An 11,321-nucleotide genomic window follows, 5' to 3' on the forward strand; every position below is an offset into this window, starting at 1 on the left:
ACGATCAGCCAGACGGTGTTTAGCATGCTCGACATGCCGCCGCGGTTGAGCAGGTCGTCGACGGCGGCATTGCCCGACTCACCCTTGTAGCCGTCGAACAGCGCCGTCCACGCGCCCGAAAGCATCGCCATCGGCCGCGAAAGGGCCTCGTTGCCGGCCAGCGCCACCACCAGGTCGGGCTGGAAAATGACGGCGAACACGCCGCCCAGCAGGGCGCCGATGAAGATGGTCGGAAACGCCGGGAACCGCCGGATGGCCAGCACGAACACCACCACCAGCGGAATCAGCAGGTGCGGGCCGAGCGCGAACTGCTTCTGCAGTTCATTGGACAGGTCGCCGAAGCCAACGGTCGCCGTGCCGGCCTCGTCGCCGAAGCTCAGGAAGGCGAAACCGACCAGGGCGATGGCCAGGCTGGGCAGGGTGGTCCAGGTCATGTGCCGCACGTGGGCGAACAGTTCGCCGCCGGCGGCGGCCGGGGCCAGGTTGGTGGTGTCGGACAGCGGCGACATCTTGTCGCCGAAATAGGCGCCGGAAATGATCGCGCCGGCGGTGATCGCCACGTCCAGGCCCAGGCCCTGGGCAACGCCGATAAGCGCCACGCCCAGCGTACCGGCCACCGTCCAGGAACTGCCGATGGTTATCGCGACGATGGCGCAGACCATGCATACGGCCGGGTAGAAAAAGGACGGGTGCAGCACGGCCAGGCCGTAGTGGATCATCGTGGGCACGGCGCCCGAGAGGATCCAGGTGCCGATAAGCGCGCCGACCGCCAGCAGGATCAGGATGGCGGTGCCGGAAATGGCGATGCCGTGGATGATCGAGTCCTGGATGTCGTCCCAGCGCATGCCGTTGCGCAAGCCGACCAGGGCGGCGACGCCGGCGGCCAGCAGCAGCGAGATCTGGTTGGCGCCGTAGGACGAATTGTCCGCGTACAGGTAAACCGCCAGCGGCAGCAGGATGAACAGCACCAGCAGCGGCAGCAGGGCCTGCAGCAGGCTCGGTTCGCGGCCCGGACGGGCCGGCGAGGTCTCGGACATGAACACTCTCTCCCCAGAGGTATCGGCCGAGTTTACCTGAGCGGGCGGGGCCTCGTGGGTAGACTGGTGGCCCTTTCCCAGCGCATTCGTGTCCCATGCCCCCTGAATTCGACCTGGCCTCTGCCCTGGCCGACTACCGCCGGCGCCACCCCGGGGAAACCGGGGTCGTCGACCTTTTTCAGGCCCTGCTGGCCGATCCCGGCCCGGTTTACGAGCGGCGCCGGCTGGCCGGGCATTTCACCGGTTCGGCCTGGCTGGTGGACGCGGCCGGGCAGCGGGTGCTGCTGACCCACCACCGCAAGCTGGGCCGCTGGCTGCAGCTGGGCGGGCACGCCGACGGCGACGCCAATATGGCAGCGGTGGCGCTGAAGGAAGCCGAAGAAGAGTCGGGGCTGGGCGACCTGGTGGTCGTGCCGGCCATCTTCGACCTGGACCGGCACGCCATCCCGGCCCGCGGCGAGGAGCCGGAACACTGGCACTACGACGTGCGCTTCGTGGTGAGGGCGACAGGCAGCGAGGACTTCGCGGTGGGCGAGGAGTCGCTGGACCTGGCCTGGAAGCCGGTCAGCGGGATCGCGGCCGATCCGGCGGCGGATGAATCGCTGCGCCGGATGGCCGCGAAGTGGCTCAGGCGCGACCGCCGAACTCACCCGTCGTCGTGCTGACCAGGATCTTCTCGCCGTTGGAAATGTACTCGGGCACCATGATTTCGATGCCGGTATTGAGCTTGGCCGGCTTCGGGCGCTTGGTGGCGGTGCCGCCCTTGAGCTCCGGCGGGGTGTCCACGACTTCCAGCACCACGCTCGGCGGCAGCTGCACGGCCACCGGGGCGTCTTCGATCAGCTGCACGTAGCAGCCTTCCAGGCCGTCGGTGATGTAACCGGCGTCGTCGCCGATGACTTCGGCATCAAGCTGGTAGGGCGTGTAGTCCTCGGCGTCGAGGAAGACGAAGGCCTCGCCGTCCTTGTAGCTGAAGGTGCTGGCGCGACGGCTGAGCTCGACTTCGCGCAGTTCGTCGTCGCCGCCGACGCTGAGGTCGAACTTCACGCCGCCCGGCACGCTGTACATGGTGAAGCGGAACTTGACGTTGCCACCGCGACCCTGCGGCGAGCTGCGCTCGATGTCGCGGATCTGGTAGACGGTGCCGTTGTGTTCGACGACGTTGCCTTTCTTGATGTCGGAAGCTTTCATGGGTTGGGCTCGGGGTTTACTTGGGGGCCAGGCGCACGGCGCCGTCGAGGCGGATGGTTTCGCCGTTGAGGTAGCGGTTGGTGACGATGTAGGCAACCAGGTCGGCGAACTCTTCCGGGCGGCCCAGGCGGGACGGGAAGGGGATCGACGCCGACAGCGACTGCTGCACGGCTTCGGGCATGCCATCGACCATCGGGGTCCAGAAGATGCCCGGCGCCACGGTGTTCACGCGGATGCCGAAACGCGCCAGTTCGCGGGCCATCGGCAGGGTCATGCCGACCACGCCGCCCTTGGACGCCGAATACGCGGCCTGGCCGATCTGGCCTTCATACGCGGCGACCGAGGCGGTGTTGACGATCACGCCACGCTCGCCTTCGTCGGCCTCGTTGTGCTGCATCAGGTCGGCCGCGGCCTTGGCCACGTTGAAGCTGCCAACCAGGTTCACCATGACGGTGCCGGCGAAGTTCTTCAGCGGCATCGGCGCTTCCTTGCCCAGCACGCGGCCGGCGCCCAGGATGCCGGCGCAGTTCACGGCGGCGTTGAGCCCACCCATGAAGTCCTTCGCGGCGGCCACGTTGGCGGCGACCTGGGCTTCGTCGGTGACGTCGGTGCGCCAGTAGCGGGCATTGGCCTCGCCCAGTTCGGCGACGGCGGCCGCACCCTTTTCATCGTTGATGTCGAAAAGCGCGACCTTGGCGCCGGCGCCGACCAGGTGCCTGGCCACGGCCAGGCCCAGGCCGGAAACGCCGCCAGTGATGACGGCGCGGGTGTCTTGGATCTTCATTCGGGAACCCCGGGTTGATGCGTAAGCCGGCGATTTTACCCGGTCAGCTGCCGGTCTGGCGCAGGTAGGCGACGAAGGCGTCGGGGTCCATCGGCGGGCTGAACAGGAAACCCTGGCCGGTGCGTACGCCCAGGCCCAGCAGGAAGTCGCGCTGGGCGCTGCTTTCCACGCCCTCGGCGACCAGGTCCAGGCCCAGGGCCTGGGCGATGCCGGCCACGGCCTGGCAGATGGCGGCGTCGGACTCGTTGCCCGGCACGCCCTGCAGGAAGGCCTGGGCCAGTTTCAGGCCGTGGATGGGCAGCCGGCGCAGGTAGTTGAGCGCGCTGTAGCCTTCGCCGAAGTCGTCGATGGTCAGCACCACGCCCAGCTGGCGCAGGCCTTCGAAGGTGCGGTGGGTGTCGGGTGCGTCTTCGATGAGCACGCGCTCGGTGAACTCCAGTTCCAGCAGTTCGCCGGGCAGGTCGTTGTCTTCCAGGCACTGCGCCACCAGCGGCACCAGGTCTTCGGTGAGGAACTGGCGGTAGGACACGTTCACCGCCATGCGCGCCGGCGCCAGCCCGGCCTTGCGCCAGGCCGCCATCTGCCGGCAGGCCGACTGGATGACCCAGGCGCCGATGCGCACGATGTCGCCGGTGGTTTCGGCGTGGGTGATGAACAGGTCGGGGCTGAGCTCGCCCAGGGCCGGGTTGCGCCAGCGGATAAGCGCTTCGGCCGAACGCACGCGGCCGTCGGCCAGGTTCACCAGCGGCTGGAACACCAGCCGGAACTCTTCGTTCTCCAGCGCGCGGCGCAGCTGCGCTTCGACCTGCACGCGGTCGTGCTGCTGGCGCGCCAGCTCCGGCGTAAAGGTCTGCCAGGTGTTGCGGCCGCGACGCTTGGCGTCGTACATGGCCGCGTCGGCGTTGTTCACCAGCTGCTGCACGGTGGCGCCGTGTTCGGGGTAACGCGCCAGGCCGACGCTGGTGGTGATGGTGAATTCTTCGCCCGCGTAGCGGAAGCTGTCGCCGAAGGCCTTGGTGATGCGCGCGGCCAGGGCCTCGGCGGCGGTGGGGTCTTCGCGGGTATCGGCCAGCACCAGGAACTCGTCGCCGCCAAAACGGGCCAGGATGTCGTGCTCGCCGATGCAGCCTTCCAGGCGGCGCGCCGCGTTCACCAGCAGCTGGTCGCCGGCGGCGTGGCCCAGCAGGTCGTTCACCAGTTTGAAGCGGTCGAGGTCGATGTAGACGACGGTCAGGCCGCCTTCGGCTTCCATCACCCGGCGTTCGAGCTCGGTCAGGGCGCCGTCGCGGTTGAACAGGCCGGTCAGCGCGTCGGTTCGGGCCTGGCTGCGCAAGGCTTCTTCGATCTGCCGGCGCTGGGTGATGTCCTGCAGGATGCCGGTGATGCGCGCGGTCATCGGCGCCCGGCCCTCGGCCTGGCCGATAAGGCGCGCCCAGTGCGTGCGGCCGTCGGGCTTCCTGAGCTGGATTTCCATGTCGAAGGCGCCGCCGTCGCGCAGAACGCTCTGCAGCGCTTCTTCGACCCGCGGGCGGTCGGCGGCGACGACCTGGCCCAGCGCGTCCTCGAGCGTGCGCGGCGGGTCCTCGCGGCGGCCGATGATGCGCAGCGCTTCGTCGGTGAGGTACAGGCGCTCGCGGCCGCCGTCCCATTCCCAGCCGCCGATGCGGGCCAGGGCCTGGGTGCGCAGGAACAGGGCGCTGTCGCGCTTGAGGTCGGTGACGTCGGAAAACAGCGAGATGACCCGCGACGGCGTGCTTTCGCCGGCACGGAACTGCGGCACGGAAGAGACCGACAGCCAGGTGAGCTGCTTGCGGCCGGTGTGGTACACGCCCATCAGCGTCGATTCGATGATGCGGCCGGTGCGCACGGCCCGCATCGACGGCATTTCGCCAAACCGCAGCGGCCACCCACGGTGGTCCACCACCAGCCAGTCCTGCCAGCGCAGGCTGCTGGCGATGCCTTCGTCCTCGGGCAGGCCCAGGATGCGCATGGCCGCGGCGTTGGCAGACAGGGCGTTGCCGTCCTGGTCCTGAACCAGCACGCCCTTGTCCATCACCGACAGCAGGGTGTTGAGGTTTTCTTCGGCCTCGCGGCGGCCGGTGAGGTCGCGTGCCACGGCGATGACGAACTGCCGCGGGCCGTCCTCGAAGCGAGCCGAGTGCACCTCAACGGGGAAGCGGCTGCCGTCGGCGCGTTTGTTGTAGACCTCGACCACGTGCGTGCGCTTGCGGGCCAGGGTCTCGAGCACCGGCGCCATGTGGTCGGGCGGCAGGTCGGGGTTGATGACGTGGATGAGCTTGCCGACGATCTCGTCGCGCGGCAGGCCATAGGCCAGTTCGCCGGCGGTGTTGAGATCGACGATGCGGCCGTCGGAATCGATCAGGCTGACCGGGTCGGGCACCGCGTTGAAGAGTTTCTGGTAGCGCAGGCTGGCGCTGTCGGCTTCGCGCCGCAGTTCATGCAGCATCGCCAGCAGTTCGGAAAGCAGGACCGGGTCGTTGCAGCCCTTGCCATCGGCCAGGAGGGCCTCGAGTTGGGCCAGCATCGTTTCGTCGTCGTGCCTGGCCTCATCCATTCTTTCGCGACCCGCCGCCCCTGGAGCGATGAAGGCCGAGAATACACTGCGCTTCCGTCAAGTGGACGCGAGGGTGACCTTGCTGCCGGAGCTTCGACCAAGCCGGCCGGCCAGCCAGCGGCCGGTTTCGACCAGCTTCGCCAGGTCCACGCCGGTCTTCACGCCCAGGCCGTCGAGCATGTAGACCACGTCCTCGGTAGCGACGTTGCCGCTGGCGCCGGGGGCGTAGGGGCAGCCACCGGTACCGGACACGGACGAATCGACCACCGCCACGCCGTCTTCCAGGCAGGCCAGGATGTTGGCCAGGGCCTGGCCGCGGGTGTCGTGGAAATGCACGGCCAGCGCGGCCATCGGCACTTCGGCGGCGACGGCGCGCAGCATTTCCCGGGCCTTGCCCGGCGTGCCGATGCCGATGGTGTCGCCCAACGAAACCTCGTAGCAGCCGGCTTCGTGCAGGCGCCGCGCCACGCGCACCACGTCGGCCAGCGGCACCTCGCCCTGGTAGGGGCAGCCGAGCACCGTGGACACGTAGCCGCGCACCTTCACGCCGTCGGCGCGGGCGCGGTCGAGCACGGGCAGGAAACGTTCGATGCTCTCGTCGATCGAGGCATTGATGTTCTTGCGGTTGAAGGCCTCGGAGGCGGCGCTGAACACGGCGACCTCGGTGGCACCGACCGCCAGCGCCCGTTCGTAACCCTGCAGGTTGGGCACCAGCACCGGGTAGGCCACGCCGGCAACCTTGGTGATGCCGGTGAACACTTCGGCGGCATCGGCCATCTGCGGCACCCACTTGGGGCTGACGAAGCTGGTGGCTTCGATGCAGCGCAGGCCGGTGGCCGAAAGGCGATCGATCAGCTCGATCTTGTCGGCCGTCGGAACCAGCGTCTTTTCGTTCTGAAGGCCGTCGCGCGGGCCGACTTCGACGATGCGGACTTCGCCCGGCAGGCTCATTGCGTGGCCTCCAGCACCAGCAGCACGGCGTCGGCTTCGACGAACTCGCCCTCGGCGGCCTGCACTTTTTCGACGGTGCCGGCACGCGGGGCGCGCAGGCTCAGCTCCATCTTCATGGCTTCCATCACCATCAGCTCCTGGCCTTCTTCGACGGCCTGGCCGGCCTGCGCCTTCACCACGACCACGCGGCCCGGCATCGGCGCGGTGAGGCGGTCGGCGCCAGCGGCGGCATCGCCTTCGTCGAACAGGAAGGCCGGCACGCGCTCGAGCGTGAAACGCTGGTCGCCGTCGTGCACCAGCACGCGGCGCTCGTCGGCGCGGGCGCGTACGCGCTGCTGCTGGTCGTCCACGCGTGCGACCAGACGGCCGGCTACAAACGCCGCGCCTTCGACGCGCAGCGAGTCACCGCCGCTTTCGAGCGTGTAGTCGCCGGCGCTGCCGTGGGCGCGTAGTTCCAGGCGCTCGCCGCGGTAAACGAAACACAGCAGGCGTTCGCCGCCGTGGCCCAGGCGCCAGCCGTCGGCGATGCCCCAGGGCGAATGCGGGTCGGGGCTGGCGGCGGTGTGGGCGTGGGTGGCGTCTTCGTCGTGCAGCAGGCAGGCGGTGGCGGCCAGGGCCAGCAGGGCCGGCGGCAGCGGGTCTTCCTTGGGCAGGACGTCGTCGAGGTGGCGGTCGAGGTAGGCGGTGTGGATGGTGCCGTTGACCACCTCCGGGTGGCGCACCAGCTTTTCCAGGAAGGCGATGTTGGACTTGGGGCCGACCACTTCGCAGTCGGCCAGGGCTTCGCGCAGGCGGGCGAGGGCACGCGGGCGGTCGGCGTCGTGCACGATGAGTTTTGCGATCATCGGGTCGTAGTGGATCGTGACCGTGTCGCCTTCGACCACGCCGGTGTCCAGGCGCACGTGCGCGCTGGCGGCGGGCAGGCGCAGCACCTCGAGCTTGCCCGAGCCGGGCAGGAAACCCTGGGAGGGATCTTCGGCGTACAGGCGCACTTCGATGGCATGGCCGGTGCGGGTGATGTCGTCCTGGCCCCGCGGCAGGGCTTCGCCGGCGGCCACGCGCAGCTGCCATTCCACCAGGTCCAGGCCGGTCACCAGTTCGGTGACCGGGTGTTCGACCTGCAGGCGGGTGTTGATTTCCATGAAGTAGAAATCACCCTTGGGGCCGACGATGAATTCGACGGTGCCGGCGTTGATGTAGTCGATGGCGCGGGCGGCTTCGACCGCTGCCTGGCCCATGCGCTGGCGCAGCTCGGGCGTGACGAAGGGCGAGGGCGATTCTTCCACCACCTTCTGGTAGCGGCGCTGGGCCGAACACTCGCGTTCGCCCAGGTGGATGATCTGGCCGTGGCTGTCGCCGAAGACCTGGATTTCGATATGGCGCGGGGTTTCGACGAAACGCTCGAGCAGCACGCGGTCGCGGCCGAAGGCGCCGGTGGCTTCGCGCTGGCAGCTCTCCAGCGAGGCGGCGAAGTCTTCGCTGGCGCGCACGATGCGCATGCCCTTGCCGCCGCCGCCGTGCGCGGCCTTGATCATCAGCGGGTAGCCGATGCCGTCGGCTTCGATCTGCAGGCGGCCGGGGTCCTGGTCTTCGCCGGTGTAACCGGGCACCACGGGCACGCCGCGGGCTTCCATCAGCTGCTTGGCACCGGCCTTGCTGCCCATCTTGCGCATGGACGCGGCGCGCGGGCCGATGAAGACCAGGCCGGCGGCTTCGACGGCTTCGGCGAAGTCGGCGTTTTCGCTGAGGAAGCCGTAGCCGGGATGGATGGCCTGGGCGCCGCTCTTTTTCGCGACCTCGAGGATGGCGTCCCCGCGCAGGTAGCTGTCCTGCGGCCGCGGCCCGCCGATCGGCCAGGCCTCGTCAGCCAGCCGCGCATGCTGCGCCCCGGCATCAGCCTCCGAATACACGGCCACGGTGCGGATACCCAGCCGTCGGCAGGTGCGGATGACCCGGCAGGCAATCTCGCCGCGGTTGGCGATCAGTACTTTCGTGAACATCAATGCGAATTCCAGGCAGGCGGGCGTTTTTCCAGAAAAGCCGTCAGGCCTTCCTGGCCTTCGGGGGAGACGCGGAGGCGGGCGATGAGGGCGGCGTTTTCGATATCGACCGCGGCGGCGGCCTCGGGGGTCATGCCGGCCATGCGCAGGGCCAGCCGCTTGGCTTCCTGCTGCGCCACGGCGCCGCCCTTGAGCCAGAAGTGCAGGGTGCGTTCCAGCCGCTGGTCGATCTCCGTCCCGGTGGCCACTTCATGCAGCAGGCCGATGGCCCGCGCCTCGGTGGCGCCGATGATCTCGGCGCCGGTGAACAGGCGGCGGGCGTGGCGGCCGCCGATGGCCTGGACGACGTAGGGCGAGATGACGGCCGGCACCAGGCCCAGCTTTACTTCAGACAGCGAGAACTTGGCCGAATCCACGCCGACGGCGTAGTCGCAGCAGGCCACCAGGCCGACGCCGCCGCCGTAGGCCGAGCCGTTGACGTGGCAGAGCGTGGGCTTGGACAGGAAGTTCAGTGTGCGCATCAGCTTGGCCAGGCGCAGCGAGTCGGCCCGGTTTTCTTCCTCGCTGGCCTGGGCCATGCGGCGCATCCAGCCCAGGTCGGCGCCGGCGGAGAAGGTCGCGCCGTCGCCGGTCAGCACCACCGCGCGCACGGTCGGGTCCGTGTCCAGGGCCTCCAGGGCACCGGTGAGTTCGGCGATCAGTTCGTCGTCGAAGGCGTTGTGGACGGATGGCCGGGCCAGGGTGAGGCGGGCGACGGGGCCGTCGCGGTCGAGTCGGATGGCGGAGGTCATGCGGTCTCCTTCGGGCAAGCGCCCATGATAGCGGCTGGCTTCCGCCGGCCGGCACCCCGCTGGCTGTTGCGCGGGCCGGGAAAGGCATATAATGCGAATCATTCTCACCTAGGCATGCCCACCATGGTCCTCGCCGATTTGCCCACCGGGCACGAAGCCGTCGTATCGGATGTGCACGACGCCAGCCCCGGCGACATGGTGGCCCGGCGCCTGCGCGACATCGGTTTCGTACGCGGTGAAAGCGTGCGCCTGCTGACCCGCGGCCCGCTCGGCGGCGAACCGCTGCTGGTGCAAGTGGGCTTCACCCGCTTCGCCATGCGCCGGCAGGAAGCCGCCCGCGTGAAGCTCGAGGTGCCGGCGGCGAAATGAGCGCGCTCAACATCGCCCTGGTGGGCAACCCGAACTGCGGCAAGACAGCGCTGTTCAACCGCCTCACCGGCAGCCGCCAGAAGGTGGCCAACTACGCCGGCGTCACCGTCGAGCGCAAGGAAGGCCTGTTCCGCACGCCCGGTGGCCGCAGCGTGCGCGTGCTGGACCTGCCGGGCGCCTACAGCCTGGACGCCACCAGCCCCGACGAAGCGATCACCCGCGCCGCCTGCCACGGCGAACTGCCCGGCGAACCGGTGCCCGACCTGCTGGTCTGCGTCGCCGATGCCACCAACCTGCGCCTGCACCTGCGTTTCGTGCTGGAAGTTCGGCGGCTGGGCAAGCCCATGCTGTTGGCGCTCAACCAGATGGACCAGGCCAAACGCCGCGGCATCATCATTGACGTGGACGCGCTGCAGGCGCGCCTGGGCATCCCGGTGGTTGAAACGATTGCCGTGAAGCGCGAAGGCGCCGCGGCGCTGCTGGCCCGGCTCGACGGTGCGGTGCCTGCGGCGCCCGAGCCCGGCGACGACCACGGCGACCTGCACGCCCAGGTGCAGGCCCTGCTGGCCGAAACCGTGACCATGCCCGAACGCACCAGCCGCCTGGACGAACGCCTGGACCGCTGGCTGCTGCATCCGGTGTGGGGCCTGGTGATCCTGGCGGTGGTGCTGTTCCTGATGTTCCAGGCGGTTTTCAGCTGGGCCGGGCCGCTGCAGGACGCGTTGGCGGGCTGGATTTCCACGCTGGGCGAGAACATCGGCGCTCTGATGCCCGACGGCCCGCTGCGCAGCCTGGTGCAGGACGGTCTGTTTGCCGGCCTGGGCACGGTGATGGAATTCCTGCCGCAGATCCTGCTGCTTTTCATCTTCATCCTGGCACTGGAAGAATCGGGCTACCTGCCGCGCGCGGCCTTCCTGCTTGACCGGCCGATGCGCGCCGCCGGCCTGACCGGCCGCAGCTTCATCCCGCTGCTTTCGAGTTTTGCCTGCGCCATTCCCGGCATCATGGCCACGCGCTCGATCCAGGACCCGCGCGACCGCCTGGCCACGATCATGGTGGCGCCGCTGATGACCTGCTCGGCGCGGCTGCCGGTGTACGCGCTGCTTATCGGCGCCTTCATCCCGGACCAGAAGGTGTGGGGCGTGTTCAACCTGCAGGGGCTGGTGCTGTTCGGCCTGTACGTGGGCGGCATCGTCAGCGCCATGGCCGCGGCCTGGGTGATCAAGCACGTGCGCCGTACCGAAGGCGAACACGTGCTGCTGCTGGAACTGCCCAGCTACCGCCTGCCGAACCCGATGGACCTGGCGATCGGCCTGTGGGAGCGCGCCAGCATCTTCATGCGCCGGGTCACCGGCATCATCCTGTCGCTGACGGTGCTGCTGTGGTTCCTGGCCACTTACCCGGCGCCGCCGGAAGGCGCCACGCTGCCGGCCATTGATTACAGCCTGGCGGGGCGGATCGGCCACTGGCTCGAACCGCTGTTCGCGCCGATCGGCTTCAACTGGCAGATCTGCATCGCCCTCATCCCGGGCCTGGCGGCGCGCGAAGTCGCGGTGGCGGCGCTGGCGACGGTGTACGCGCTGTCGGCCAGCAACGACAGCGAAGCCATCACCCAGCTCTCGC

Annotated in this window: 10 protein-coding genes; 3 read left to right on the forward strand and 7 right to left on the reverse strand. The window is 69.1% G+C overall.

Translation table 11 applies throughout. The features are described 5' to 3' along the window. Nucleotides 1-1,037, reverse strand: a 1,037-nt coding sequence (locus AACZ35_RS08410) for a Na+/H+ antiporter NhaC family protein (protein WP_339828189.1), incomplete at its 3' end; no start/stop codon positions are given. Nucleotides 1,038-1,132: 95 nt separating this feature from the next. Between AACZ35_RS08410 and AACZ35_RS08415 the strand changes: the two genes are divergently transcribed. Next, nucleotides 1,133-1,702: an NUDIX hydrolase gene (locus AACZ35_RS08415; RefSeq protein WP_339828190.1), complete on the forward strand. Its 570-nt coding sequence runs from the start codon at nucleotides 1,133-1,135 to the stop codon at nucleotides 1,700-1,702. Here AACZ35_RS08415 and yeiP read toward each other — a convergent pair. Genes yeiP through AACZ35_RS08445 form a run of 6 tightly spaced genes read right to left on the reverse strand, consistent with a single transcriptional unit; the run spans nucleotide 1,665 to nucleotide 9,329 of the window. After that, nucleotides 1,665-2,228, reverse strand: coding sequence for an elongation factor P-like protein YeiP (gene yeiP, locus AACZ35_RS08420; RefSeq protein ID WP_339828191.1), 564 nt, complete (start codon nucleotides 2,226-2,228; stop codon nucleotides 1,665-1,667). The genes AACZ35_RS08415 and yeiP overlap by 38 nt on opposite strands. A 16-nt stretch (nucleotides 2,229-2,244) precedes the next feature. Beyond that, nucleotides 2,245-3,012: an SDR family NAD(P)-dependent oxidoreductase gene (locus AACZ35_RS08425; protein WP_339828192.1), complete on the reverse strand. Its 768-nt coding sequence runs from the start codon at nucleotides 3,010-3,012 to the stop codon at nucleotides 2,245-2,247. Nucleotides 3,013-3,055: 43 nt separating this feature from the next. Then, nucleotides 3,056-5,587, reverse strand: coding sequence for an EAL domain-containing protein (locus tag AACZ35_RS08430; protein ID WP_339828193.1), 2,532 nt, complete (start codon nucleotides 5,585-5,587; stop codon nucleotides 3,056-3,058). A 57-nt stretch (nucleotides 5,588-5,644) separates the two neighbouring features. After that, nucleotides 5,645-6,538 carry a hydroxymethylglutaryl-CoA lyase gene (locus AACZ35_RS08435; RefSeq protein WP_339828194.1) on the reverse strand — a complete coding sequence of 298 codons (894 nt, stop codon included), beginning with the start codon at nucleotides 6,536-6,538 and terminating at the stop codon, nucleotides 5,645-5,647. Beyond that, nucleotides 6,535-8,538 carry an acetyl/propionyl/methylcrotonyl-CoA carboxylase subunit alpha gene (locus AACZ35_RS08440; protein WP_339828195.1) on the reverse strand — a complete coding sequence of 668 codons (2,004 nt, stop codon included), beginning with the start codon at nucleotides 8,536-8,538 and terminating at the stop codon, nucleotides 6,535-6,537. Before AACZ35_RS08440 ends, AACZ35_RS08435 begins: the two co-directional genes overlap by 4 nt. Next, nucleotides 8,538-9,329, reverse strand: a complete 792-nt coding sequence (locus AACZ35_RS08445) for an enoyl-CoA hydratase-related protein (protein WP_339828196.1) — start codon at nucleotides 9,327-9,329, stop codon at nucleotides 8,538-8,540. Before AACZ35_RS08445 ends, AACZ35_RS08440 begins: the two co-directional genes overlap by 1 nt. 123 nt (nucleotides 9,330-9,452) lie before the next feature. Between AACZ35_RS08445 and AACZ35_RS08450 the strand changes: the two genes are divergently transcribed. Together AACZ35_RS08450 and AACZ35_RS08455 are read left to right on the forward strand one after the other, a co-directional pair. Next, nucleotides 9,453-9,698 (forward strand): FeoA family protein, encoded by a 246-nt coding sequence (locus AACZ35_RS08450; protein WP_339828199.1) that lies wholly within the window; start codon nucleotides 9,453-9,455, stop codon nucleotides 9,696-9,698. Further along, on the forward strand, nucleotides 9,695-11,321 hold a 1,627-nt coding region (locus AACZ35_RS08455; protein ID WP_339828197.1), incomplete at its 3' end, for a ferrous iron transporter B. The genes AACZ35_RS08450 and AACZ35_RS08455, both read left to right, overlap by 4 nt.

The sequence above is a fragment of the uncultured Arenimonas sp. genome, assembly GCF_963976025.1.
GTDB lineage: Bacteria > Pseudomonadota > Gammaproteobacteria > Xanthomonadales > Xanthomonadaceae > Arenimonas.

Bases quoted from the DNA above. Each gene is read 5' to 3' on its own strand.
- AACZ35_RS08415 (WP_339828190.1), top strand. From the start codon at position 1,133: ATGCCCCCTGAATTCGACCTGGCCTCTGCCCTGGCCGACTACCGCCGG.
- yeiP (WP_339828191.1), bottom strand. From the start codon at position 2,228: ATGAAAGCTTCCGACATCAAGAAAGGCAACGTCGTCGAACACAACGGC.
- AACZ35_RS08425 (WP_339828192.1), bottom strand. From the start codon at position 3,012: ATGAAGATCCAAGACACCCGCGCCGTCATCACTGGCGGCGTTTCCGGC.
- AACZ35_RS08430 (WP_339828193.1), bottom strand. From the start codon at position 5,587: ATGGATGAGGCCAGGCACGACGACGAAACGATGCTGGCCCAACTCGAG.
- AACZ35_RS08435 (WP_339828194.1), bottom strand. From the start codon at position 6,538: ATGAGCCTGCCGGGCGAAGTCCGCATCGTCGAAGTCGGCCCGCGCGAC.
- AACZ35_RS08440 (WP_339828195.1), bottom strand. From the start codon at position 8,538: ATGTTCACGAAAGTACTGATCGCCAACCGCGGCGAGATTGCCTGCCGG.
- AACZ35_RS08445 (WP_339828196.1), bottom strand. From the start codon at position 9,329: ATGACCTCCGCCATCCGACTCGACCGCGACGGCCCCGTCGCCCGCCTC.
- AACZ35_RS08450 (WP_339828199.1), top strand. From the start codon at position 9,453: ATGGTCCTCGCCGATTTGCCCACCGGGCACGAAGCCGTCGTATCGGAT.